The 25,322-nt window shown below is 46.7% G+C and carries 25 protein-coding genes; 13 read left to right on the plus strand and 12 right to left on the minus strand.

The window, feature by feature from the left end:
• Positions 1 to 40: 40 nt before the first annotated feature.
• On the minus strand, positions 41 to 1,477 hold the full coding sequence (locus KFE96_RS06105) for an FAD-dependent oxidoreductase (RefSeq protein ID WP_255835097.1): 1,437 nt from the start codon (positions 1,475 to 1,477) through the stop codon (positions 41 to 43).
• A gap of 136 nt (positions 1,478 to 1,613) precedes the next feature.
• A complete protein-coding gene (locus KFE96_RS06110) occupies positions 1,614 to 1,994 on the minus strand; it encodes a VOC family protein (RefSeq protein WP_255835098.1) in 381 nt (126 codons plus the stop codon).
• Between the two features lie 190 nt (positions 1,995 to 2,184).
• Between KFE96_RS06110 and KFE96_RS06115 the strand changes: the two genes are divergently transcribed.
• Positions 2,185 to 3,129, plus strand: coding sequence for a CPBP family intramembrane glutamic endopeptidase (locus KFE96_RS06115; RefSeq protein ID WP_255835099.1), 945 nt, complete (start codon positions 2,185 to 2,187; stop codon positions 3,127 to 3,129).
• Here KFE96_RS06115 and KFE96_RS06120 read toward each other — a convergent pair.
• On the minus strand, positions 3,126 to 3,989 hold the full coding sequence (locus KFE96_RS06120; RefSeq protein WP_255835100.1) for an AraC family transcriptional regulator: 864 nt from the start codon (positions 3,987 to 3,989) through the stop codon (positions 3,126 to 3,128). The genes KFE96_RS06115 and KFE96_RS06120 overlap by 4 nt on opposite strands.
• A gap of 152 nt (positions 3,990 to 4,141) precedes the next feature.
• On the opposite strand from KFE96_RS06120, the gene KFE96_RS06125 reads away from it, so the two are divergent.
• Positions 4,142 to 6,496, plus strand: a complete 2,355-nt coding sequence (locus KFE96_RS06125) for a serine hydrolase (protein ID WP_255835101.1) — start codon at positions 4,142 to 4,144, stop codon at positions 6,494 to 6,496.
• A 54-nt stretch (positions 6,497 to 6,550) separates the two neighbouring features.
• Here KFE96_RS06125 and KFE96_RS06130 read toward each other — a convergent pair whose 3' ends face one another.
• Positions 6,551 to 7,141: an NADPH-dependent F420 reductase gene (locus tag KFE96_RS06130; RefSeq protein WP_255835102.1), complete on the minus strand. Its 591-nt coding sequence runs from the start codon at positions 7,139 to 7,141 to the stop codon at positions 6,551 to 6,553.
• Positions 7,142 to 7,223: 82 nt separating this feature from the next.
• Between KFE96_RS06130 and KFE96_RS06135 the strand changes: the two genes are divergently transcribed.
• The gene (locus tag KFE96_RS06135) at positions 7,224 to 7,583 is read left to right on the plus strand and encodes a helix-turn-helix domain-containing protein (RefSeq protein ID WP_255835103.1); all 360 of its coding nucleotides are present in this window, start codon (positions 7,224 to 7,226) and stop codon (positions 7,581 to 7,583) included.
• Between the two features lie 50 nt (positions 7,584 to 7,633).
• Here KFE96_RS06135 and yghU read toward each other — a convergent pair whose 3' ends face one another.
• Complete coding sequence (gene yghU / locus KFE96_RS06140; RefSeq protein ID WP_255835104.1) at positions 7,634 to 8,506, minus strand: glutathione-dependent disulfide-bond oxidoreductase; 873 nt, start codon at positions 8,504 to 8,506, stop codon at positions 7,634 to 7,636.
• A gap of 217 nt (positions 8,507 to 8,723) precedes the next feature.
• Here yghU and KFE96_RS06145 point away from each other — a divergent pair, with 217 nt between their 5' ends.
• The 4 genes from KFE96_RS06145 to KFE96_RS06160 all read left to right on the plus strand — a co-directional run bounded on the left by KFE96_RS06145 (position 8,724) and on the right by KFE96_RS06160 (position 10,810).
• Positions 8,724 to 9,077 (plus strand): hypothetical protein, encoded by a 354-nt coding sequence (locus KFE96_RS06145; protein WP_255835105.1) that lies wholly within the window; start codon positions 8,724 to 8,726, stop codon positions 9,075 to 9,077.
• Between the two features lie 211 nt (positions 9,078 to 9,288).
• A complete protein-coding gene (locus KFE96_RS06150; RefSeq protein WP_370650568.1) occupies positions 9,289 to 9,930 on the plus strand; it encodes a HupE/UreJ family protein in 642 nt (213 codons plus the stop codon).
• A gap of 10 nt (positions 9,931 to 9,940) precedes the next feature.
• Positions 9,941 to 10,459 (plus strand): hypothetical protein, encoded by a 519-nt coding sequence (locus KFE96_RS06155; protein ID WP_255835107.1) that lies wholly within the window; start codon positions 9,941 to 9,943, stop codon positions 10,457 to 10,459.
• 21 nt (positions 10,460 to 10,480) lie between these two features.
• On the plus strand, positions 10,481 to 10,810 hold the full coding sequence (locus KFE96_RS06160; protein ID WP_255835108.1) for a DUF6488 family protein: 330 nt from the start codon (positions 10,481 to 10,483) through the stop codon (positions 10,808 to 10,810).
• A 44-nt stretch (positions 10,811 to 10,854) separates the two neighbouring features.
• Here KFE96_RS06160 and KFE96_RS06165 read toward each other — a convergent pair whose 3' ends face one another.
• Both KFE96_RS06165 and KFE96_RS06170 read right to left on the minus strand, forming a co-directional pair.
• Positions 10,855 to 11,484 carry a LysE family translocator gene (locus KFE96_RS06165; protein WP_255835109.1) on the minus strand — a complete coding sequence of 210 codons (630 nt, stop codon included), beginning with the start codon at positions 11,482 to 11,484 and terminating at the stop codon, positions 10,855 to 10,857.
• A gap of 296 nt (positions 11,485 to 11,780) precedes the next feature.
• Positions 11,781 to 13,109 (minus strand): hypothetical protein, encoded by a 1,329-nt coding sequence (locus tag KFE96_RS06170; protein WP_255835110.1) that lies wholly within the window; start codon positions 13,107 to 13,109, stop codon positions 11,781 to 11,783.
• A 227-nt stretch (positions 13,110 to 13,336) separates the two neighbouring features.
• Between KFE96_RS06170 and KFE96_RS06175 the strand changes: the two genes are divergently transcribed.
• From KFE96_RS06175 to KFE96_RS06185, 3 genes are read left to right on the plus strand one after another with little or no spacing between them, the layout of a single operon-like run.
• On the plus strand, positions 13,337 to 14,113 hold the full coding sequence (locus tag KFE96_RS06175) for a hypothetical protein (RefSeq protein WP_255835111.1): 777 nt from the start codon (positions 13,337 to 13,339) through the stop codon (positions 14,111 to 14,113).
• Complete coding sequence (locus KFE96_RS06180; protein ID WP_255835112.1) at positions 14,113 to 14,967, plus strand: hypothetical protein; 855 nt, start codon at positions 14,113 to 14,115, stop codon at positions 14,965 to 14,967. The genes KFE96_RS06175 and KFE96_RS06180 overlap by 1 nt, the downstream gene beginning before the upstream one ends.
• A gap of 20 nt (positions 14,968 to 14,987) precedes the next feature.
• On the plus strand, positions 14,988 to 15,836 hold the full coding sequence (locus KFE96_RS06185; protein WP_255835113.1) for a hypothetical protein: 849 nt from the start codon (positions 14,988 to 14,990) through the stop codon (positions 15,834 to 15,836).
• Positions 15,837 to 15,907: 71 nt separating this feature from the next.
• On the opposite strand, the gene KFE96_RS06190 is transcribed toward KFE96_RS06185, so the two are convergent.
• Positions 15,908 to 17,353, minus strand: a complete 1,446-nt coding sequence (locus KFE96_RS06190) for an alpha/beta hydrolase (protein ID WP_255835114.1) — start codon at positions 17,351 to 17,353, stop codon at positions 15,908 to 15,910.
• A 138-nt stretch (positions 17,354 to 17,491) separates the two neighbouring features.
• Here KFE96_RS06190 and KFE96_RS06195 point away from each other — a divergent pair, with 138 nt between their 5' ends.
• Positions 17,492 to 18,985: a LytTR family transcriptional regulator DNA-binding domain-containing protein gene (locus tag KFE96_RS06195; RefSeq protein WP_255835115.1), complete on the plus strand. Its 1,494-nt coding sequence runs from the start codon at positions 17,492 to 17,494 to the stop codon at positions 18,983 to 18,985.
• A gap of 3 nt (positions 18,986 to 18,988) precedes the next feature.
• Here the strand turns inward: KFE96_RS06195 and KFE96_RS06200 are convergent, their stop codons facing one another.
• From KFE96_RS06200 to KFE96_RS06210, 3 genes are all read right to left on the minus strand, one after another.
• Positions 18,989 to 19,594 (minus strand): hypothetical protein, encoded by a 606-nt coding sequence (locus KFE96_RS06200; RefSeq protein ID WP_255835116.1) that lies wholly within the window; start codon positions 19,592 to 19,594, stop codon positions 18,989 to 18,991.
• 211 nt (positions 19,595 to 19,805) lie between these two features.
• The gene (locus KFE96_RS06205) at positions 19,806 to 20,972 is read right to left on the minus strand and encodes a serine hydrolase (RefSeq protein ID WP_255835117.1); all 1,167 of its coding nucleotides are present in this window, start codon (positions 20,970 to 20,972) and stop codon (positions 19,806 to 19,808) included.
• A gap of 123 nt (positions 20,973 to 21,095) precedes the next feature.
• Positions 21,096 to 22,016, minus strand: a complete 921-nt coding sequence (locus KFE96_RS06210; protein ID WP_255835118.1) for a LysR family transcriptional regulator — start codon at positions 22,014 to 22,016, stop codon at positions 21,096 to 21,098.
• Between the two features lie 126 nt (positions 22,017 to 22,142).
• On the opposite strand from KFE96_RS06210, the gene KFE96_RS06215 reads away from it, so the two are divergent.
• Positions 22,143 to 22,601, plus strand: a complete 459-nt coding sequence (locus tag KFE96_RS06215) for a (2Fe-2S)-binding protein (RefSeq protein ID WP_247015255.1) — start codon at positions 22,143 to 22,145, stop codon at positions 22,599 to 22,601.
• Between the two features lie 3 nt (positions 22,602 to 22,604).
• Positions 22,605 to 24,791, plus strand: coding sequence for a xanthine dehydrogenase family protein molybdopterin-binding subunit (locus KFE96_RS06220; protein ID WP_255835119.1), 2,187 nt, complete (start codon positions 22,605 to 22,607; stop codon positions 24,789 to 24,791).
• Positions 24,792 to 24,841: 50 nt separating this feature from the next.
• Here the strand turns inward: KFE96_RS06220 and KFE96_RS06225 are convergent, their stop codons facing one another.
• Positions 24,842 to 25,315 carry a potassium channel family protein gene (locus KFE96_RS06225; RefSeq protein ID WP_247015251.1) on the minus strand — a complete coding sequence of 158 codons (474 nt, stop codon included), beginning with the start codon at positions 25,313 to 25,315 and terminating at the stop codon, positions 24,842 to 24,844.
• Positions 25,316 to 25,322 lie beyond the last annotated feature (7 nt).

Consider the following 25,322-nt stretch of genomic DNA (forward strand, 5'->3'; position numbering starts at 1 on the left):
TTTTTGTTTGAGCGGTAGTAAAGTTCTGGTGATGGCTGAATTATTGGATATCAAGAATAGCTTTGGCCGCCCGCAAACCTGACAGTAGAGCGCCATGAGTTGTGCTGTGATACTCAAATATTGTGTGTTCGCCAGCAAAAAAGAGGCGATCCTTTATAGGTTCTTTGAATATTTCATATTGTGATTTAGTGCCCCCAACCTGTGGGTATGAATAGGCGCCCTTGAAATTGGGATTTTCGGACCAATGCGTTGTTAAAATTGAAAGAGGTTGTCCAACTGCCTTACCCCAAACGGAACGTAAAACACTTAGGGCGTCTTGCGCCATTTCTTCCGGGGTCATTTTGTCAGCCAATGGTGCATAGCGGCCAAAGGATAAACCTAGAAGAATATTTTCATCGCTGAAAGTTCGGTAATTAAGCCAATAATTCCAACGCCCTTTGGGTTCGGTTAAAACGCCAAAATATTGAGTATCTACGTCCCAGAAGGCATCTTCGAATTTCAGAGCTATTTTGGTTACGGTGCCAAAACCAAGTTCGGATATAGCTTCCTCTAATGTGGCAGGCAGAGAGGGAGTAAATTTAATATGGTTAGCTTTCAGTACTCCTAACGGCACGGTGCAGATTGCATAATCAGCTGTGTATTCATTTACTTGAACACCGGATTTGCTATAGGAAACAGATCTCACCGGATTGTTTAGGTGAATATCTAATCCATCCATAAGGGGTTGAAGGATACTATCATATCCATTTGTGAAAATAACATCATCCCCTTTGAATGCTTCATCTGCAAATGCAAGAGCCGCAGAGATGTCTTCAATGCCTGCGCCGATATCAAACTCTACAAAAGCTGATAAAAGCCACTTAGCTATGGGGTCTTGAAGTATGCTGGGATCAATATCGTTAATTACTTCTTTAATACTGCGTTGATCAGAACGATTTACCTTATAGTAAAGCTCTTCAACTAATCGTTCGTAAAGGTCATCAATGCGTTCATATTCGGCATCGGGTATTGATCCTTCTTCGATATCAAAAACTTCCAGATTGTCGTCTTTGGTTACGAAAGTGGATGCGTTAACTTGCTTGGCTAGCTGTTGGATGGGGTTGTTATTGCTTGGGCCATGTATCCAGCCCGCGCCATATTCAAAAGGGGCGCCCATCGAAACATCTGTTTTTATGCGCCCGCCAACATAATTTCCTGCTTCAAGTACTATAACTTTAGCGCCTTGGTCCTTCAAAGTTTGCGCGGCAGATAATCCCGCGATACCTGCACCAATGACAATAATGGTTTTTCCCTTAATATTTTTCGATGTGGCTTTGGTGCTAAGGCGAGTAGTAAAAGCTTTGGAGGCCACTCCCGACAATAATAACGCGATGCTGAATTTAAGGATGTTTCGCCGGTTATGCAATTCAGGCTCCCTATGTTTATACCATCTGTAATAAACGGATAAACATTGAATGTCTCTTACTTCACTGACCATAGCAGAGACTATAAAAGTGCATAAGAACCAATATATCCGCGTGTGTGAAGTTAAAAAAAGGCGAAAACCGCAGTTGGGTTTCGCCTTTCATAATCTTTGGAACCAGCGTCGCGGTTATGCGAGGCCTGATTTCGTTTTACGCCAGTCTGTGTAGCGCGCAGATTTTGTTGCCGCTCGGATCACGAAGGTAAGCAAGATAAAGCTTGCCGCCAGCGCCTTCACGCACACCCGGAGGGTCTTCAAGTGTTGTACCGCCGTTTGCAAGGCCCACTTCGTGCCACTTATCAATTGTTTCAGGGTTTTCAGCAACAAACCCAATTGTGCTGCCGTTACCGCCAGATGCTGGTTCGCCGTTAATTGGTACGCTAAGAGAGAAAATGCCTGATTTCTCCATATAGAAACAACGGCCTTTGTCATCCATAAAGCCAGGTTTGTGGCCAAGCACTTCCATAATGGCATCATAGAATTTGCGCGATTTTTCCATATCATCTGCGCCGAGCATAATGTGACTGAACATAATTATATCCCACATGATTATTTGAATGCATATGAAACTATGGCCTATTTCGGGGAAGTCAATTCACGCATCCTTTAGAGACCTATTCAAAAATGTTGGGCAAACCATTTTAGCGCAAGATTATGATATATCTGGATCGGATATGTCGCCTAGAACAAGAAGAATATAATAAAAAATAAGGTCGACAGCGATGTTTAAAAAATACCCTCTCTTTCCACAGGAATTAAGTTTTAAAAGAAAAAGCTGGCCGTGGATCACACCACTTCTCGCGCTTCTGATTATCGGATTTGGTCAGGCAATTGCTTTTGTACCGGTTATAGAAACTGGTTTGATCCCGAAAGAGCGGCTCGAGAGTTATCCTGAAATTCTTTACATGCTCTTTGCCGGTTTTGGCGCAATGGTGCTGCTCCTTACCCTGTGGGTAAAACTGTTTGAAGGCCGCAGTATGGCGGGCATGGGCTTAAGCCTGAAGGACAAGCCAGTTGGTGAAGTGTTGAAAGGGCTGTTTTTTGGCGTTTTCATGTCAGGCTCTATTGTGGGGCTTGTATATATATTGGGCGGCTACGAGCTTGAGATCGATAGCCGGATCGGTTTCGAAGGCATCGTTATCGTTACACTGCTGCTCAGCGGTTTTATGATCCAGTCAAGCACAGAGGAATTGATATTCAGAGGGTGGCTGTTTGGCCGCCTGAGCGAACAATACGGCTTAGTGGTCGGTATCGCTGTTAACGCTGCGCTTTTTATTCTTCTTCATCTGCCGGGGGTAGATTTTGCCAGTATCACAGCATTTGATACGGGCATCTATTTTATTGGAATGTTCCTGTTTTCCCTATATCCAAGCTTGATGGTGATTAATGATGGTTCCGTATGGCGTGCCGGTGCATGGCATGCTGGCTGGAACTGGTTTTTCATCACGGGTTTTGGGCTTGCAACTACGGGGATTGATCTGGGAACGGTGCCGATTGTGGCAGACCTGCAAGCTGTTGAAGGCCAGCCGAGGTGGCTAACGGGTGGTGAATACGGGCCTGAAGCAAGTGCTATGATGATGCTTGTACTCGCTACAGCGTCTGCGTTCGAATGGCGAAAATATAAGGATAAGAAATCTGTTTTGGCTGCGGTGGAAGAGGGGGCTTAGGCTCCCTTACGCCACTTTGCAGGTGTAGTGCCTGTATAGCGCTTGAAACGTTCGGTCATATGGCTTTGCTGGGCAAAGCCAGTGACTGCGCTGATGGATGCGAGGCATTTGTCTGAATTTACCAGAAGGTCTTTCACTTTTTCCAAGCGGTGGCGCATAACAAAACTGGCGGGTGAAAGGCCACAGCTTTTCTTGAACATGCGAGCAAAATGAAAGGGGCTTAGGCCAACAACTTCAGCCATATCTTCAAGGCTTGGGCTCGCACATGTGCTTTCATCAACAAACGCCATCACCTTCTTCAGTTGCATATGAGAAAGCCCACCTTTAAGTGCTGAACCCGGAACCGCACCACTGCAGTGGTTGGTGGTAAGCCTGTAGAGAATTTCATTGGTGGTTTCTTCTTTGGCCAGCAAACTGGTAGCTGCTCCTTCATAGTCCAGCTGCAGGCGCTTTAGCATCAAAGTGCGCAGTATTTCATCTTGCTTATAAACTGTGTCTTTGAGGTTGATCAGCCTGCTATCCCGCTCAAATGTGCGGCTGGTGAAGAAATCCAGCTGTTCATCGGAAATATACAGATGCGCAAAGTTAATAGGCCCGGCAATTTCCCAACTGGTTTCCTGCCCTTTTGGCATAATACACAGTCTGCCAACCTGCCCCTTGTTTGAAGCCTGATCATGGCGGTAACTGTTTTCGCCGCCCTTAAGGTATAGACTGAGGGTATGATGGCCATCTTTTTTATAGCTGATGCTGTTTCTATCCACTGCCCAAAGCGCAGCCTTTGGCAGGTCTGCGCCTTTGCCTGTATGCTCGGCTATATTGGTGGCAGCTTCAAGAAAAGCTGTATGGCTATCATGTTTCATGGCGTCCCCATTATTCCGCAACCTGCTTCAAACGTTTTGCGCAAGAATCTGATATAAATTCCCCAAACCAATGTGGAAATAGAGGGGCAGGATTTCAAGGATAATAATGGCCTGTAGTTGTTTGTGGGCCTTGAAAGATTGTGAGACAGCTAATGAAGAAAACCAATGTAAAACAGCCTATACTCCGTGCATTAACGGGAGTGGCAGTTTCCGCACTGATGACTGTCGCCTCAGTGGCAGATGATGTAAATTTTGATATACGGCTTGAGAAGCTTGCTGAAGCGCTTGAAGAAAAACGTCAGGAACTGCATATCCCCGGTATGGCAGTAGCCATCATTAAAGATGATAAAATCATCATGGCGCGGGGGTTCGGGAAAAGTGATCTGGAAGCTGGCACAGCCGTAACCCCTGAAACGGTGTTTGGCATTGGTTCTACATCTAAAGCATTTACCTCAACCCTTGTTGGTATGCTGGCGGATGAAGGTAAGCTAGCGTGGGATGATGCTGCAACCAAGTATATCCCTTGGTTCACACCGCAGCTTAAAGGTGCGGAGGATGACCTGACAATTCGGGATATGCTTTCCCACCGTAGTGGTATTTCAAGGAATGATATCTTGTGGGCTAGCGGGAAAGTAGGCCGTGAAGCTATGATGCGGGAATCCCTTGATGCAGAGCCGCTTACACCATTCCGCAAGCAGTTTAATTATAACAACGTAATGTATGTAGCAACTGGCATGGCATCTGCGAAAGCTGTAGGCGCTCATGATTGGGATACACTTCTTGAAACCCGTATTCTTGAACCGCTTGATATGGATAGCACTACATCGCGGGATGCGCGTGTTGATGAAGTGGGGACCCATGCCAAGGGATACCGCTGGAATGAAGATACGGGCAGTTACACTCTGCTTGAGCGCAAAAACACAGATAATATTGGTGCAGCGGGTGGTATCCACTCCAATGTGCTTGATATGGCAAACTGGGTACGTTTCCACTTGAATAAGGGCTCCTTTAAAGGTGAAAAACTGCTGAGCGATGCGCAGTATGGTGAAATGTGGAATACCCAGATACAGGTAGGCGGCGGTGCAACATACGGCCTTGGTTGGTTCCTGCGTGAATGGGAAGGCAAGAAGATTGTTGAACACGGCGGCAATATTCTGGGATATGCGGCTCAGGTTGCTTTGATGCCGGAAGAAAATCTGGGTTTTGTACTGCTGGCAAACGTAACCGCAAGCCCTTTGCAGCAAGGTTCTATGCCACTTGTATGGGACATGCTCTTGGGCGAGGAAGCTGAAGGTGGCGCTAGCGAAAGCTTTGACACTTTCATTGGTGAATATACCGCGAATTTTGGCCCGTTCAACAATGCAACCTTCACAGTGAAGGAACAAAATGGTCGTCTGGCTGTTGATGTGCCGGGCCAGCAAGTGTTTGAACTGAAGGCGCCTGATGAAGAAGGTAAGCGCTATTTTGTGATTACTAATCAGGTTGCGGTTTCATTTGACGGTGCTGAAAACGGCAAGGCGAACCAACTGAAGATGTACCAAAACGGCATGACCTTTGAGCTGCCGCGTAAAGGTGTAACTGTTAAGGCAGAAGTAGATATTGAAACACTTCAACCGTTTGTTGGAGATTATGAGGCAGGCCGCCTGCCAGCGCCAATTAAAGCACAAATCGTGAATAACAGGCTGGCAATCGATGTGCCGGGTGAAATGGTTTATGAACTTCATTTGCCTGATGAAAAAGGCCACCGTCAGTTCCGGGTTAACCCGCAACTGAGTGCGAAGTTTACAGTGGGCGATAGTGGGGCCGTGGAAAAGCTGGCTATTTACCGTGGTGAACGGAAAGCGTTGGAAGCAACACGAGCAAACAAGGCCGACGCTGGCCCACAGCTACCTACCGCTGATGATATTGCGAAACTCCGTAAAGTTAAGGAGCAGGTTGCGGCTTTCCAAAAAGCTGGTGGGTTCCGATTTAAGGGAACACTTACCATGAAGCAGGCTGGTGTTTCCGGCACTCTCGAAAACATCGTTCCAAACGAAGATAGCTTCGAACAGCATGTGGATTTTGGGGATTACGGCCAAATTCGCACCGTTGTAAATCCTGAAAAGGCATTCATGGATAACCTTGGTGATAAACAAAATCTGACGGGGATTTATGAAACGCAAGTAAGACGTGATCACCCACTCGCGGGGCTTGATTGGGCAACCTATTATGATCAGGTGTTGGTTGTTGGGCAGCGCGAGCATAAGGGACGTAAAGTCCTTGCACTGCGCCTGAAGAAAGAAGGCTTGCCTGATGTGCGCATAATGCTGGATGCGGAAACAGGTGATGTCCTAAGGGCAAGAGGCCGGGTTCTTAATCAGGTTACAGGGCCAATCCCGTTTGAAACTACATTCAGTGATTACCGTGATGTGAACGGTTTGCGTATTCCTTTCAAAGTTAATCAGTTCACACCAATGGCTGGTAATATTCTGATTGAATATGAAAGTGTTGAACCGATCGCAGATTAAAAGAATAAGCACGAGCGAGGGGAAGGGCCAGCTTTGGGGAGCTGGCCCTTTTTATTACCCGCGGTGGTAAATAAAGGCTGCGTTTGTACCGCCGCCCTGGCCAACCGCTAGTTCAATGTTCAGATGTGCAACAGCTTCCAGATAACGTGCAGCCGAAAGCTTATTGATGGTAATTGGGGCAAAGCCCATGCTGGCCGCTAGATTTGCCACTTGCTCCATCGCGTCTTGATCATCTGATGCTACAAAGGCAGTGGTAAGGCTGCCGTTCCTGTTCTGGTGCTCTGCCGTCATTACATCTGCAAAGATTGTATTGAAGGCTTTCACTACTTTTACGCCCGGCACCAGTTTTGCAGTTTCTTCTGCCGCAGATGATGTTTCACCAAGCAGCATAGGAGACCAATCTTCATTCAGTGGGTTAGTGGCATCCACCAGAATTTTTCCTTCCAGTTGATCTGCATACTTGGTGAGCACATCTGCAGTAGCGGCATAATGAATTGCCACAATGATAATATCACCGTGTTTTACTGCTGCTTCAATCGGTGTATCGCCATCCCGGTTGCCTACAACTACTTCATGGCCTGCCGCGCTGATGAGGGCTGCGAGGCGGGAGCCAACATTGCCTGCGCCAATAATACCAACTTTCATAACTCATTCCTTCCGTGTTTGAATTCACGGCTGAAGGTATGTAGTATGGTTTCTATTATCAATTAGGTACCTAGGAGTAACCATGGAGATTTTTCCAACTGATGCACAGCCGGATGCTTTTGTCGCGCGCTGCCCATCAAGGCAAGTACTTGTAAGACTTGCAGAAAAATGGACCATGCTGGCTATTGTTGCTCTTGCTGAAGGACCGGTAAGATTTGGGGAGCTTAAGCGCAAGGTTGAAGGTGTTTCCCAGAAAATGCTTACTCAGACGCTAAGGAATCTGGAACAGGATAAACTGATCACTCGTCAGATTTATGACGAAATGCCTTTGAGAGTGGAGTATGAATTAACAGCTTTGGGGCGTGATTTATTGCCACTTATTCAGGCAATCAAAGATTGGACTGAGGTCCATTTTAGAGAGATTGTTGGCGAGGCTGAATAGCCTTGGTAGGGACGGTGCCGCACCAGTAGAGTTGATGCGGCACAAGGGGGTTATTCTGCAGCTGTTGCTTTCGCCAGCTTTTCAAAATCTTCGCGGCTGTGGCGGTTTGGAAGCTGGTCCGCTTCATCGCCCCACACACGGTTTACCTTGATACCGCGTTTCACGGCAGGGCGGGCGGCAATTGCTTCTGCCCAGCGCACCACGTTTGTATATTCATGTACAGAAAGGTATTTGGCAGCATCATAAAGCTTGCCCATTACCAAAATGCCGTACCATGCCCAGATCGCCATATCAGCGATGGAATATTCATCGCCAGCCATATAGGTGTTATCTGCTAAATGCTTATCAAGCACATCAAGCTGACGTTTCACTTCCATAGAGAAACGATCAACCGCATATTCAATTTTCACAGGCGCGTAGGCATAGAAATGACCAAAGCCGCCACCAAGGTATGGTGCGCTACCCATTTGCCACATAAGCCAGTTTATGCACTCTGTGCGGGCTTTATGATCTTCCGGCATAAAGGCACCGAATTTTTCTGCGAGATACATAAGGATGGAACCACTTTCAAACACGCGTGTTGCCGGTGTTGTTGAATGGTCCAGGAGTGCTGGGATTTTGGAATTTGGGTTCACGCCCACAAAGCCTGAACCGAACTGATCACCTTCAGAGATGTTCACAAGCCATGCGTCATAATCTGCATCCAGTTTGCCAAGCTCCAGTAGCTCTTCAAGAAGCACGGTAACCTTCACACCGTTTGGTGTCGCAAGTGAATAAAGCTGCAAGTCATGCTCACCTTTCGGAAGATCTTGCTCTTTTGTTGCACCAGAAATGGGGCGGTTAATATTCGCGAATTTGCCACCGTTGCCTTGGTTCCATGTCCAGACTTCATCGGGGGTGTAATCAGAAAGTTCCTGTGCCATATCCAAAATCCTTCAGAGTTTTATTCCATACAGGCCAATAACATTGGTGCAGAAACGGGAAGCTGCAATAGGGGAATGTTAATTTTGTAGCGATAATTACAAAAATACCAGCTACCCCCGCAGTTTTAAGCTATATCACATTATTGCGATTGCTGGCATTGCACTGGCTTGCTTTCGGATTATAAATACATGTAGTGAGACTTGAACGTAGGGTGTGATGGATAGTTCCAATTATAAATTGATGAGCCTTCTTGCTTTCAGCCTCATGGTATTCATCCGCTTTGTGGATGTTGCTGTGTTTGATGGCGATCATCAGCATCTGGAACATCACGCCCGTGCTGAGATAGAGCAGGTGTCGCATGATCATCACCATCATGATGATATGGGCCACGATACAGAAGAAAGCATAAGTGCACATGCTGGCTTTCACGCGCTTCTCAGTGTGTTTACCTTCCCTCAGTTTGAAGATTTTATTTCATTGCTCAGGAACGCTTCTGTCTATGAAGCCATACCAGAGAGCAGCATATTTTCGGTTCATAACGGGCCACCAGTTCCTCCTCCCTTGAAATAGCCGCTTTGCGGTTTGCTGGTCCTTCCATGGCACGGGCCGGCAACCACGTTTTTGATCGCAGCGTGCGTTGGTATGCTGCATGGATATTTGAAATCCCGCATGGTCAGGTTTTTCTGCATGCGCGGATGTTTGTGATGGAGTGAGTATGAAATTTATACACTCTTTAAAGCCGTTTGGGCATGTGGGGCTGCTTGTTTTGCTTGCTGTTCTTATGGTGCCAGAGATGGCTTTGGCACACGGTGTTGATGATAAAACTCGGGTCTTCCTCGAGAATAACACCGGTGTGCAGTTTATTCCGTTCCTCTATATCGGGGCGAAGCATATGGTCACGGGATATGATCATCTGCTGTTCCTTTTGGGGGTTATCTTCTTTCTGTATAGGCCGAAGGATATTCTCCTTTACGTAAGCATGTTCACCATTGGGCACTCTCTAACGTTGCTCTTTGGTGTAATCGCTGATGTGGGCGTGAATGCGTATATCATTGATGCCATCATTGGCCTTTCAGTGGTTTATAAGGGTTTTGATAATCTTGGTGGTTTCAAGCGTTTGTTGGGGCATTCGCCTAACCCTAAAATTGCTGTGCTGATCTTTGGTTTGTTCCACGGGTTTGGGTTAGCCACAAAGATTCAGGAATTTTCCCTGCCGCAGGACGGTCTTTTCACCAATCTGATTGCTTTCAATATTGGGGTGGAACTGGGGCAGTTCACGGCGTTGGCCTTTATATTGCTGATTATCAGTTATTGGCGCAGGCATAAAAGTTTCCTGAAGTTTTCCACCACCACTAATACGCTGCTGATGAGCGCGGGTTTCATGCTTATGGGATACCAGCTTGTCGGCTTTGCTGTCTCTTAAGGAGAAGATCATGCAAGAAAATATGACAACACAGCCACTCATGAAGGCAACCATCTTCTCTGCTTTATTAGCATCGGTGGCGCTTCTTATTATCATTTTGCCCGCAGAATATAATATCGATCCAACGGGTGTGGGCCGCAAGCTGGGCTTAACGGTGTTCAGCGAGCCTGCTTCTGTGCCAGTGAGTGCGGACAATGCTTCCACAGGTGAGCGGGAGACCATTCTTATCACGGTGCCCGCTAACAAAGGCATCGAATATAAGTTCATCATGAACCAGTACGCCAAGCTTGAATATGAATGGCTGACCGATGGCACGGCTCTTTACCATGATCTTCACGGTGAACCGGAAGGTGATACCACAGGTTATTATGAAAGTTTCACCATCGCGACCGCGAGTGAAATGAAGGGTAGTTTTACAACGCCTTTTGCTGGTTCCCACGGTTGGTATTTCAAGAATGAAACGGATGCACCTGTTCAGGTGCAGTTGATTGTGAAGGGCGATTATAGCTCTCACGCCCTTAAGCAATAATTCAATAGAAAGATAAAATAGATGACTAAATTTATCACAGCCCTTTTGGTGGCAATCACTCTCTCATTCACTGCGCTCGCGCATGATGGGCACGGCGAAATTTCAGATAAGAAAGCCAAATCAATTGCGGAAATCACACTGCGTAAGATGACGTTCAAGGATATGGGTTTTGAAGTGGGTAAACTCGGCAAAGCTTGGAATGCAATTAAATCTGAGAATGCCAGCATCTACCAGAAGCTTGAAAAAGAAATCATTGTACGGGTACGCCATCCTGAAACGGCACAGGTGGTATTTGTGATTATGAGCAAAGAAGGCCGTATTAAAGATGTGAAAGGCGCCCCAACGCCTTAAAGTTAAAAGAGGCAGGCTCGATATTCCGGGCCTGCCTGTCTTGTTTAGTCAATAAACGCCAGTCGAATACCGAAATATCCAAACAGCCCGCTCGCCCCCCAAGTGAGAAACTGGGTGATTTTTTTATTCTGCTTTACCTTTTTTCCAGCGTACGCTGAAACCACTGCAAGGAAGTGGCACCACAGCATGCCGTTGATGTTAAAAATCAGCCCCAGAATGATGAAGGAAAGCGCTTTATCCTCAACAGCAGGGTCAATGAACTGCGGCATGAAGGCCAGAAAAAAGAGCGCAATTTTCGGGTTTAAAACGTTGGTTAGAAACCCTTGTCTGAAAATACGGCTATAGACAATGCTGGTGCTGAATTTCCGCTCTGCTTCCGTATTTTCCTCGCTGGTGCGCAGCATGGAAATAGCCATATAAAGTAGGTAAGCAGCACCGATATATTTGATGATGGTAAATGCGGTGGCTGATGTTGCCAGAATGGCTGAAAGCCCGAAGGCAGCGGCGAAAATATGGATAAGTGTTCCTGTACCAATGCCGAGTGCGGCAGTGGAACCTGCCTTAAATCCCTGGCTTGCGCTGCGCCCGATAATAAGCAGTGAATCCGGCCCCGGTAGCATGTTTAGTAGCAAACCAGATACTATAAAAAGCCATAGATTATGAATGCCGTCCATCCGTTTTTCCTTTAAAAAAAAGCAGTTAGGCGCGCCAAGGCTGGCACGTTATTCGGGTGATTTAGGGTGTCCGGATTTTGTTAATTTGGAACACTGGAAGAACCAGCCTGTTTCCACAAAGTTGGGACTTCCTCCTTTATAGAAACCAGCTTGGCTTTTCCAGTGTTAAATTGAGGGGCGTAATTCGCTCTCGTTATTGTTCTGAGATTGAGAAATTCCAAGCGGTGCCGTTTTCACTGCCAGTTAAAACTACTTTCACCTTCTGGTCAAATATACCTTGCTTGAGGAGAGTAATCTCATTCGATGACATTGATGATATAACTATGATTGTGCGTACCATTAAACTGACTTTCATAATTCCCCGGAGATATCTGCAATTTCAAGCCTGTACCATTCCCTCTGTCTCTCAATAATCTTAGCTCGATAAGGTTTTCTCCAGATTGAAGATTTGCAGTCAGGGTCGTGGATCCTCCTGTAATGTTTTTAACATCACCAATGTATTTCTCATTTACAAACAACTGGTAATCATCGTCTTGCGCTGAATTATGATCGACTACAGTAATTTTTACCTTCTTGGTGGCGACTGTGAATGTATCGGAGATTCTTAAATCGGAGTCTTTTAAGCTGCGTTTCTCGCATGTACCATATGTATGGTTCCAACCTGTAAAAGCAGAACTGTTGCATTTGTTTATTTGGGCTTCCAGTTCCCTTTGGCGGCGTTCTTCCTCAAGGCGTCTGCGCTCTGCTTCCTCGCGGGCTTTGCGTTCTGCCTCTAGCCGGGCTTCCAGTTTCTTTTCTGCGTTTAAAAGCCTGCCAGCGATGCCGTCTGAGCTGCTATCTGGTGCTGCTGCTTTCTTTTCGCCGTTCAGGCGGGCAGCCAAATCTTTAAGTTTGTCTTCTTTTTTCTTTTTCTCTTCTTCGGCTTTTTGCTCTTTTTCTTTTTCGCGTTTAGCGTAGGCCGCATCAATAGCCGCAATTTCCCGTTCAGGAATTTCTGCCTTCAGGGTGCTAATTTTATAGAGCGTAAGGGTTGTTGCGCAAACGAAGGTTTTTTTAACCACTTCCGGTGAATATGTCTCATCATTCAGCCATGTGGCGAAATCAGCCCACGAACCGCTACCGGGGCTGAGGCTTGATTGCACTTCACCGTTCTTGCCAATAAGCAGATGTTTTGTGCTGTTCACAAACCGTGAGCCTCGGGCAAAGGTGTCGGTATCCTTAATTGTTGGGCCGCAATTTGGCTTCATGTCTTTCAGTTCAAAATCTATTTCAAACTCAAAGCTCAGAGGTTTCATGGCGTCAAAGCGGCGAAGAAGATCAGGGTATTTGGAGAGATCATCCCGAGTGGTGCCACTGGGTAGCTGAAAGTTCGTTCCCCTGTTCCACTTGAGCTTATAATAATTAACTGGTTCGCCAAGAAGCTCCCACCACTGTACTTCAAGGGTAATGCCCTGAATAAATTCAAAGCTCGCATTCCCAGAATGGTTTTTGATGATCGCTTGAAAGCGTTCTTCTTCTTTTTCCACGGTGGTTTCGAACGGATACTGGGCTTGTGCCGGGAGAGCTGCAGAAAGCGCCAACGTCATAAGTGCTAAGCGGCGCAAGCCGGAATTCAAAATACCCACAGTTTTATCCCCCATAATTGAAGCCCGTTTTAAAACGTCACGAAGCTACCATTCTACTGCCCGCATAATGTTGAATAATAAATTCATCTTCTGTTCAAGTTTTATTCCAATAATCGGCTAAACCATAGCCAAAATTAGAAAATATATTGCGCAGTAGCGGAAAATGATGCGAATGTTTTTTTTGGGATAGGTGAGGTGGATAAAGCTATTAGACGGGGGATATATTTATGCTGCTTCAACGGGCTAAAGCACATTTAAAAAACTATCAATTTTGCGCTCTGATTTTACTTTTCACTCTTGCACCACTGGGGGCTCAAGCACAATTGTCACCGGAAGTGGAATTTGACCTCACGGTTCGGGAACTGGAAACAGCGATTGAGCATAATAATTGGTCAGAAGCAAAGAAGCTTCTTTACCGGCTTGATAAGCTGGAAATTGAACTTCCGCCAGTGATGAATTTTTATAAAGCTAAAGCATGGCTAGAGGAAAAAAACGAGTTAAAGGCGCTTGGAGAATTAGAGATATTTCTGGGGAAGGTTGATAGTTCCCATACCAAATATACAGCAGCTCTCGATCTGTATTCTTATGGTAAACAGCTCTGGAAAATCGCACGGGGCCGCCATCGAGATCAATTGAAGTCATACAATGGTCAGTTTGACCAGGTAAAAAAGGATTTAGAATTAGCAATTCGGACACGCTATATTTTAATGAATAAGAATTTCCCTATGGATAGGTTTGGCGGAACGAGCTTGCAGGAAATGGAAACCGCTGATTTAAGCCGTATCATTGGTATACTTCAGAACCAATTGAGAAATGGCTCAAACAGCAGGGTGCGAAACGATGCAAGGGTTGGCCTTAGCGAAATTCAAAACGAATATTTGCCCGAATTGCGGCGGGACAACAAAAAAATTCAAAAGCTGGAGGCGAAAAAGAAAGAATTACTGGCAAATATGAGGGCCAAACTGAAGCTGCTCAGAAATGAGTATGACGAAGGGAAGTACTGATGTTTGGGTACGCACAGTTATTTGGCAACAAAGCCACTATTTTCCTGTGTAGTTTTATTATCGCTGTGAGTGTTTTTGCTCCTTCTTCGGCGCACGCGCAACTGCCGCCAAAAGTGCAGTTTGATCTTGCCCTCAGGCAGCTTGAACAAGCAATTGAGAATAATCAGTGGAGTGAAACTCTTCAGGTAATAAAAAAGCTTGAAGACCAAGGCTTAGAACTTCCTGCCATCATGCATTATTACAAAGGCCGCGCTTATGTAGAAACCGGAAAAGGGTTGCTGGCTACCAAAGCGCTGGAAGCCTATTTGGGGACGGCGTCAGATACAGATGCAAAATACACGGAAGCGCTTGATTTATATACACGTGCAACCAAGCGTAAAGAGCAGCAAAAAAGCTGGCTGGAAGCTGATATTAAAAAACTGAAATCAGCTATTCATAACGCAGAAAGTCGTTCTCGCACACATTGGGATGCTTTCCGTTATATTGCTAGTAACTGGCCGCTACTTTATGAATTAAGTCAGGTACGTATCAGTGAAGCAGATATTGAATATGGTTTGGAAAGTGAGTGCGAAGCAGCATGGAAGGCATCCGTTGCGGAAGCTGAACGTAAATTACAAAATGGTGACTATCCAAAGCGCCAGAGGAAACACTGTAAAAAACGCTCCAACTTATGCAATTTGGTTGATGAGATGAATGACTATAAAACCCGGGGACCAAAGGTTTGTCGCAGCATGCATAGGGATTGGGTTTCAACGCGATATAAATATAACGAGCAGCGCAATATTGTTCTTACAAAAACAGCTGAGCTAGAGAAAAAGCAAGCTGAACTGGCGGCATATAATCCCGCGCAGTAACGGGAAATGGGGGAGTGAAGATGGTTTCTTTTAAAGGGATGAAAACGTTTGCGGTATCTGTGGTTTTGCTGCTGGGTTTTATATGGGTCCCCGCAGTGAAGGCCAGTGCAACCTTGCCGCCAGAGGTGGAATTGGATTTAGCCTTAAGGAAGCTGGAAACCTCAATCGAGACAGGGGAGTGGTCTCAAGTGCAAAAAACTATTCTCCGCCTTGAGGGAATGGATATAAAGCTCCCGCCGGTTATTGAGTTTTATAAAGCGAAAGCAGAGATTAAAGCTGGAACAGGCTATGCGGCTCTTGAAGCGCTTGAACGGTATTTTGCGCAGGTAGATAACACTCACGGCAAATATCAGGAAGCGCTTGATCAATATAATACGGCCAAAGCTATTTGGGAAAAAACAAGGGCGGAATTTGAAAGCGGAGTGAAGGCAGTAAGGCAACAGCTTCAGCGCGTTGAATTGAAGTTAGAAAATGTTACTGATGAGCGTTATATATTTCTCAACAAACATTACCCGTTTGATACAATTGGCGGCACCACATGGGAAGAAATGGAAACGGGAAATTTAAACCGCTGTATCCGTATTATGAATGAGAGATATCACGAAGCCAATACCAAGCTGGAAGCAAAGCAATACCCGAAAAGCGAGAAGAAGGCCTGTAAAAAAGGATGGGAAAGTGGGTGCACTTTATTGAGGCAAAAGAACTTTGCTGTTTATGGGCATCAACTTTGTACAGGTGAATATAAATCCTATTTAACTAAGTATAACCGAGAGATCAAAGAACTGCGGGCTAAAAAGGCAAAGCAGGAAGAGGCCATTCAAGGGGCTGTCGATTTGCTAGAGAACGAATATAAAGAAGGCCGGTTTTGATTGAGACGATTGGATAATCTGGTGTGTGTGAAGGGAAAGATGGTGATCTTTCCCTTTGTGTTTTATGGGGCTTAGCGTGCCTTTGACATATCAGGCAAATCAACCACAATCGTGGTATCTGTTACCGGTTTGTCTTCCATAAACAGGTTGATGGTTTCTTGCACTTTTGGGGACAGCATAAAGAGATTATGCCCCGCATTCACCACCGTTACTGCTGTGCGATTTTTCATCTCTTCTGTAGCTTCAAGCTGGCTTTCAATATAGGTGCGACCATCAAGGGTACCTGAAAGCAGAAGAAGAGGGATATCACTCGCTGGTTTCGCGCGGAAACCATCGCCAAGATCCAGCTCCGGTGCCAAGCCATCCAGGTGATAACTGAAATTCAGATAATCCTTTAGAAGTGATGTTTGTGCTTCTTCCGCAATAGCTGCTTTACGGTCCGCCGTCATGCCGGATGCGATATCCATAAGCGATGACATCACATCATAGGTTACTGGATCTTCAGGGGTTATAAAGCGGGCCATCAAGCTTGCAATCGGTTCGGTAACACCATTATCCAGCGCATTATACATAGCAAGCAGTGCGCGGGTACGAATGGGGTCTGAAACCATGCCTGAAGCCAAATGCTGCATATCTCTGCGGTGGAACATATAGTCTTTCGTGCTGCCGTCCCGCTGTGGAAGTTTTAGAAGCACTGGTTCCTTATCCAGTTTCGCATGTACGCGGGCGATCATGCTTTTGATATCGCCGTACATGGTTTTGGCTGCTGGCTGGGTGTTCACAGCTTCCTGAACACGGTCAAAATAATCATCTGTCCGGGCTGGCATTTTTACCGTTTGGTTCATGCCTTCAGCGCTCGCGATAATCACACGGTCAATATGTTCATCAAATTCCTTGATAGTAGCCATAGCCAGATGGCTGCCGTAGGAAATACCCCACAACACCATTTTATCTGCGCCAAAGTGTTTTCTGAGATCATTCAGATCGCGGGCATTTTCAGTGGTGGTGTAACCTTCAACATCAATGCCTTCGGCCTTCCAGCGGGCAAGGCATTCCATAAAGCCGCGGCGATAATAGCCGAGATATTCCTCGTCGCTTATTTTCTCTGCGGCAGGCACTATCTGGTTTGAGCGGCACTGATCATAAATTCTGGAGGCACCTGTACCGCGCTGATCAACGGCGATAACATCACCATATTCCCTAAGCGCCATAAACATGGCTGTGCGGCGGTTCTTTGCAGTTTGAATGCCTGAGCCGCCGGGGCCTCCAGAAAGATAGAAAATAGGCGGGCCTTTTTTCTCACCCGTTGCCGGGAAGCGCACATAGCGCACCGGGATCATTTTACTGTTTTTGTTAGCCCTGTTTTCAGGAACCTTTATTTCACCTTCGAAGGCTGCGTAACTTTCGCCGCCACGGGTTTCGAAGGTGATTGCTTTTTCACTGTCATACTGTGCCAACGCGGTGCTTGTGAGGAGCATGGTGGATAGGCTTAGTATCATTGATTTATATGGGCGCATGGTTTTCCTCGATAGTTGTCGTGTCTCTATAGAGATTGCGTAATATGCTTGTTATTTCACGCTGTTATCTGCGAGCGGTTGGGTATCTTCTGCGAATGGTAATGGTTTTTCAGGGGGCTTGGTGTTAGCGTATTTCTTATGAATATTCGCGTATTTACATATATTATTCTGTTGCTTGCTTGTGCGTGTGGGCCCCTGAAGGCGCAGCCCTTTTACAGTATCGACAGATCATCGGTTATTGTTTGCCAGACCGCCGAACGGCCAGATTTCAGTAGCTCTGACTGTGAACGGATAGATGTGTGGGATGTTGACCCGCAAGGTACGCATTTCTGGATGCAGGCCGATATTGATATACCGCTTTCTCTTTTGTCATCAGACAAGCCATTGGGGTTTTATTTTGCAGGCAAGGCCAGCGCTGTTTTTTATATGAATGGCGCCCGCGTGGGTGCAAGCGGTAAGCCCGGTTATTCACTTCGGGAAGAAGAAGCAGGCCCAATGGATACGGTTTTTTATCTGCCGCGCAGTATCTTGAGAGAAGGCAAAAATACACTGGTGATAGAGATGTCTGGCTATCACGGTTATATCAAGCTGGTACAGCCAATTCACCGTATCGGGGTGGCGGAATATGTGCAGCCAACGGATATTATTCTCCGTAGTTATTCGGGATCTATTATCCCGTTTGGCGTGTTGGTGATTGGTGTATTTTATTTTGGCCTTTTGGCGCTGCGCTCTGAAACACCAAAAACCCAGATATGGGTACCTTTGATGGCATTTTTCGCACTTGGGCAGCTTTCCAGCGAGATCAGCAGGGGGCTTTTTCCATACAGTTGGCCGTTTCATGATATTCGCCTGATGGCTATCCTGTTTTTTGGAATTGCGGCTTCCGCCAGCCTTCTTATGCATGTTGTTCAGCGGTTCTTGGTTAAGTGGCAAACTCGGTCAATGCTGGTTTATTTGCTGGGGCTTTGTATTCCCGCGTTTGTTGTTCCGGGGTTTGATGCAAAATCTGTTGCTGTGTTCCTGACGGCGGCCATCATCGGTGCGGTAGTGAGCTTCAGCGCATACAGGCGAGGTGATCAAGCCGGGCTGAAATATGGTGTGGCCTTCCTGATTTTTACTATCAGCGTGCATTTGGTGCCGTCAGGCTTTCTTGATCGTTACTACTATTATTTTGTTGCGGCTCTTCTCATATTTTTGTTTGCACAGCAGATTAAACAGCTTGAGGCCGAACGTGCGCAGCAGGCTGAAGATCAAGCCCGTGCTGACCGCTTGCAGCAAATGCTGGATGAAGCAAACGAACGGGTTAATCCGCGCCGAATAAAGGTATCTCATGAAGGTAAAGTGGAACTGGTAAGTGCTAGTGATATTGCTTACTGCAAGGGGGCTCGGGACTATGTAGAGCTTAAGTGCAATAACGGGAAAACCATTCTTTGCAGCCACACTCTTGCTGAACTTGAAAATGAATTATCTGGTAGCTTCCTGAAGGTACACCGGTCTTATTTGGTGAATGGGGATTATGCGGAGACTCTTGAACGAGAAGCAAACGGGGCAGGGAAGCTGCTTTTGAAAACCGGGGAATATATACCCGTCAGCAGGCGCATTATGCCGAAGGTGAGGAAAGCCTTGGCATAATGCTTATGGGCGCTGGTCGGGCGGGAAAATCAGGTCAGAGTCCGCTGGTGGTTCTGAGGCGATAGTGCGGTTCCTGAATACAGGACGTCTTTCAGCGGAGGTTAGCTGGGTAGGCGGTTCAAGTAGATCTCCAACAATATCAGCGAACAGGAATTCTTCATCCTTGAAGGATGGTCGTACCATAAAGCTTACGAGCGACTTGGTAGGTGCATTCCTAACCTTATTTCCATCCTTGTCTTTTGCCCCTACGAGAGAGGAAGTGATCAGATATTTATGGCTGTCTTCGCCTTCCCAGGATTTATCCAGTGAAACAGTTACCGTTTTCATTTCCCGCGGCAAAATAAGCAGCAAACGCTTATTCATTTTAATCGCAACAGGTTCGCGTGGGCTGTTTATTTTGCGTTGGGTTAGCTCCCTGATCCTGAGTTTAACAACAATAGGCGATGTGTGATTATTGCGGATATCAAAGGTGTAGCTTTTCTCTCCGTTCATCACTTTGGGTTCAAGGGGGGAAGAAACAGAATAATCGGCCTTCACGCCCGCAAGCACTGGCATTGCGAGGAGAGCCAGTGAAGCGGTTAATAACGTGAAGGCCTTGCGAGGGATCATTGTAATTCTCCAAAATCTCATGGAGAAGACATTGCACAAGGCTTGCCAAAGTTAATTTTTGTTAACCATATGATTTATAAGGATAAAAAAATACAGGTAGAAAAACACTCTTAGCGAAACGCTAAAATGTTGTTTTATTTTGCAAAAATAGATCGTTGCTTTATGCGATTCAGGTGCCCTAACGAGGGTAGGTTAAGGCACCGTGCCAAGTTTATTCCTTGTTTTGTAAGTTGAGAATAATCTCTGCCGCAAACCGGTAGACATTCCCTGTATAAGTTGGCGTGTTTGAAAAGGCTGCAACTGTATAGGGCGTGCCGATTGGATGAATGAAGGCAATTTTTGTTGCTCCGTTGGAGCCATTTTGTGGTGAAAAACGTTCAGCAATTTTGGCGAAAAGCGGTTCTGTAGTCTGATACTGGTTATCCATTTCGCTACTGGAATAAACTCTGCCGCCATATGCATAATGCTTCTCTGCGCTATAGACGGTGCTAAATTCTTTAAGCGTGGTGGCGGTTAGAAGTTTGCCGCTATAAAGTGCGTCTATTAATTTGATGCTGTCTGCCGCCGCCATATAACTACCGTGGCCTACAAAAGAGGGGAAAGGGTAATCACCATCGTGGCGTTTGCCGCGTGGGTTATAACCAATAGCGATATCAACGGTTTTTGGCGTCGCGCCGTTCAGATCAATTTCAAATGTACCGCTATTTTCCATACCTGCAGGGCTAAAAACATACTCTTGTAATACTTCGCCGTAACTCTTGCCGCTGACTGTACGCAGGATATGCTGTAACAAAATCCAGTTGGTGTTTGAATAATCAAACTGTTCACCCGGTGTGAATTTTAAATCACCGCTGCCGTATGCTTTCACCCCTTCTTCCGGGCTCATATCCATGAAACCGAGTGAATGCATCGTGGCGCCTGGGTTAGCCTTCAGGGCTGCAGGAATTTTCCCTACAGGCGGCATATAATCATTGGGCAAGCCAGAACGGTTTATCAGCATATGGTGAAGTGTCACCTTATCGCCTGTGTCTGATCTGTAATCCGGCAGATAGCGTGTGATAGGGGTATGAATATCAAGCAGGCCTTTATCCTGCATAGCGAGCACAGCGATGGCGGTGAGATATTTGTCCACAGAACCTGTCTGGAAAATAGTATTCCGCGTAAAGGGGCGCTTTGTTGAAAAATCGGCTACGCCTCGTGTAACAGTGATTGCTGGTTCACCTTCAATACCCACCACTAATACACCGTTGAAATTTTGTTCTTCAGCCCAGCGAGTGATCGTGTTTTTTAATTGATCGTGTTTGTCGATTGCTTTTGCATCGCCCGTGATATTTGCACCCATAAAAATGGTTAGTGCAATAAGCCAGCTTTTTTTCACTGTTTTATCCTCGTTTAGTTATCGTTATTTGAGGTGAAGCTGACAGCGGTAGATAGGGTGTTCAAGCTTACTTCTGCCAGAGGTATAGCTCTATCTGCGAACGGTTAGGTGAATAGGCGTGAGTTAAGCGAAGCGGGCACGGCGCAGAAGCTGGCTGTTTTTCTTCAAGAAATCGATAAATACACGTAGTTTCTGGCTTTGCTGGGCACGGCGCGGGAAATAGATGCACGGGCCTTCTTCCGGTACTTTGAAGTCATTCATAACAGAAACAAGCTTGCCGCCTTCCAGATAGGGAGTAGCAAGAAAATCAAAATAGTAACAGAGCCCAAGCCCCTTACTGGCGGCATCAAGGGCGATGGCAGCGTCTGCAACGGTTAAGTTACCTGTGGTATCGATTTGAACTTCTTCACCTTCCACCGTCATATGCCAGCGGTATATCGGGCCATTTGGCCCGTGGCGAAACTGAATGCAATTGTGTTTTTGCAAATCCTCAATGGTTTTGGGCATGCCACGTTTGCGCAGGTAATCTGGCGCGCCAAGAATAACAGAATTAATGGTGCCGTATAGTGATACGGAAACCATATCTGGCTCAACGCTCTCTCCCAGCCTGATGCCTGCATCATATCCTTCGGCAATAATATCTACGTTGCGGTTTTCTACGCCGATATCCAGTGCGACATCGGGATAGGTTTGAAGAAAGGGAACGACAACAGGCTCAATGATATTTCTAACTGCCATTGTCGGGATATTTAGCCTGAGCGTGCCTCTGGGAGCTTCTGAAAAAGCACGTACTTCATCAAAAGCCTGTTCCATTTCAGTGTTTGCAGGTGCAAGCCTTCTATGCAGGGCCTGTCCCGCTTCTGTAAGAGCTACGCTTCGTGTTGTACGGTAAAACAATGGCAGGCCTAATCTATCCTCCATTTGCCTGATTGCCTGACTGATGGCGGACGTGCTCATTTCAAGCTCAATGCCTGCTTTGCTGAAGCTTTCATGCTTAGCGACTGCAAGAAAGATAGGTACGCTTGAAAGCCATTGTTTTTGCATAAGGCTGTTTTCCGATTGATTATTAAGTACAGCTAAACAGTGTTTCCATATATTTAATATTAATAAAACAATGGTCAATACCCATACTCTAGTCCTCAGGTCCAACCCCTCGGCTAGGTGAATGTCATGGCATCAATAAAACTTAACGGGCAGCGCGTTTCAGTAGACGCTGCGCCGGATACCCCGCTTCTTTGGGTTATCCGTGATCATCTGAATTTAACAGGGACAAAATTTGGGTGCGGTGTTGCTTCCTGTGGTGCTTGCACAATCCTTGTCGACGGCGAGCCAATGCGGTCGTGTCAATTCCGTCTCGAGGATGCAGAAGGTGTTGAGATCAGCACAATCGAAGGGCAGGAAGATAGTGCCTTTAAAAATGTTCAGGCCGCTTGGCGTGAACTAGATGTGGTTCAGTGCGGTTATTGCCAGTCCGGTCAGGTAATGGCGGCGGCGGCACTTATTCGTTCGAACCCCAAACCAACTGACGAAGATATTGATGAAGCGCTGAACGGCAATCTCTGTCGCTGCGGCACATACCAGCGTATTCGTGCTGCCGTTCATTTAGCAGCAGAAAAGATGGAGGCATGAATCATGAAAAATCTATTTGCTTCCAAAAATAGTGGTCAACCGCAGCCAACCCGAAGGCAGTTTATGCTTTCAGCCGCCGCTGGTGTATTAACGGTTAGCCTTGCGCCAAGCATAGTATCAGGTGCGGCAAAAGCAGCGAGCCCCTATGCAGCAGATTTCCTTGAAGTGGCCGCAGACGGTACAATCACGGTTATTGCCAAACATTTTGAAATGGGGCAGGGCACGACCACCGGCCTTGCAACAGTAGTGGCTGAAGAACTAGGCGCTGACTGGAATAAGGTTTCTGTCCGCTGGGCGCCTGCTGATGCCAGCCGCTATAATAACCTGTTCTGGGGCCCTGCACAGGGCACAGGCGGTAGTTCCGCCATGGCAAATTCCTATATGCAGCTTAGAAAAGCAGGTGCAGCTGCCCGTTTTGCATTCCTTGAAGCAGCAGCCAAACGTTTTGGTGTGCCTTCTTCTGAACTGGTTGCTGAAGACAGTATGGTGAAGCATAAGCCTTCTGGCAAAAACATTAGCTTTGGTGATCTCACGACAGACGCTGCAAATGTGAAGGTGCCTTCAGAGCCACCCCTGAAAGATAGCAAAAGTTTCAAACTGTTTGGCAAGCATATCGCTCGACAGGATAGTGATGCAAAAACCGATGGTTCTGCCATTTTTGCGCAAGATGTGAAGCTGCCGGGCATGCTGAAAGCAGTGATTGCCCACAGCCCGTATTTTGGTGGTACGCTCAAGAGTTTTGATGCAACAGAAGCGCTGAAAGTGCAGGGTGTGGTGAAGGTGATTGAAACCTCTCGCGGTGTTGCAGTTCTCGCCAGGGATACATGGGCCGCCATGCAGGGCCGTGAGATGCTGGATATCCAGTGGGATACATCTGGCGCTGAATTGCGCTCGTCCCCTGAGATCATGGATGAATACCTGAAAGTTGCTGAAACAAAAGGTACGAAGGTAAGGCAGGAGGGTAATGCAGCCACAAAGCTTGCAGAAGCGGATGACCGGATTGAAGCAACATATCAGTTCCCGTTCCTTGCTCACGCACCGATGGAAGCACTGAATGCAGTTGCTCATATTCATGATGGTAAGTGTGAGATTTGGGCGGGCTCTCAGTTCCCGACAATTGAACAAGCAACTGCCGCCGCTATCACCGGTTTGCCGCTTGAGAAAGTGGAAATCCATACGGTTTATGCGGGCGGCAGCTTTGGTCGCCGCGCTACACCAAACGCTGATTATATCGCCGAAGCAGTGGAGATTGCACACCGCCTTGGAGATAGCACACCAGTACACCTAGTGTGGTCTCGTGAAGACGATATTCGTGGTGGTCGTTACAGGCCTGTTGCTGTGCATAAAGTATCAGCATCCGTGGGTGCTGACGGTATGCCAGAAGCGTGGGAACATACGATTGTTACCCAATCGATATTGAAGGGTACACCGTTTGAACCAGTGCTTGTGAAAGATGGCATTGATTCCACATCAGTAGAAGGTGTGGGTGATACGCCGTATCCAATACCAAATCTTGATGTGAGCCTGCATTCGGTTGAATCCAAAGTGCCAGGCCTGTGGTGGCGTTCTGTAGGGCATACGCATACAGGGTATGTGATGGAAACCATGATTGATGCCTGCGCAAAGAAGGCGGGTGTTGATGCGCTTGATTATCGTATCAAGCTGCTGAAAGATCATAAGCGTCACAGTGATGTGCTGGCGGAACTCAAGGCAAAATCTCGCTGGGGTAAACCGCTTGGGAAAAATAAAGCGCGCGGTGTTGCTGTGCATGAAAGCTTCGGCACTGTTGTTGGGCATGTGGTTGAAATCAGCCGAGATGGTGATGGTTACATCAGCATTGATCATGTCACCAGTGCTGTGGATTGTGGCCTGGCGGTGAACCCGGATGTGATTGAAGCACAGGTGCAGAGCAGTGTTGTTTATGGTCTAAGTGCCGTAATGCAGTTGCAGATCACGCTTGATGAAGGGCTTGTGGAGCAGGACAACTTCCCAAGTTATGAACCTATGCGTATTTCCCAGATGCCAGAGGTTGAGGTGCATATTGTGAAAAGCAGTGTGCCAACACCGACGGGTATTGGTGAACCGGGTGTGCCGCCAATTGGCCCGGCATTTGTAAACGCACTTACTAATCTCACAGGAGAAACCTATACCAAACTTCCGCTTGCGGAGCATGGTGTGGATTTCGCCTAAACTCTCTCATGTAAGTGGGATATCAAACGCGGCTTTCGGGCCGCGTTTTTTTATATGATGGGGTCATCCCAGCTTTTGGGGTTACTGCTAAAGGACATTTCATGCACAGATTTCGTACGAAGTGCAGTGAGGAATTCAACCTGAAATGCAGTTGACCAACCAAATACAAGGAAACCGTTGGCAGCGGTAAGGCCAGAAAGCAGGCGCCAGTTATCGGGTAGGATGATATCCCCGAAACCGAGGGTGGTGTATGACACCAGCGCAAAATAAACGGCAGTTTCGAAAGTATCGAATATATCAAGCCCGATATAGACAAAACTCCACAGAACTACTTCAATCAAATGTGCTGCCATTACCCAGATAACAGAAACTGCAAGTGCGATAGTCGTCGACCAGAAATGAGGGTTGTTTTGCGCCCAATCTGTCAGCTTTTTATTGCGTTTAAGCGTGATGGATAGAACGCCGGCATGGATGAAGGCAGTTGCCACAATAACCGCAAGGCCGATTAATATCTGTATCAGCATATCTTTT

Origin of the sequence: Kordiimonas sp. SCSIO 12603, assembly GCF_024398035.1 — a bacterium.
Classification (GTDB): Bacteria; Pseudomonadota; Alphaproteobacteria; order Sphingomonadales; family Kordiimonadaceae; genus Kordiimonas.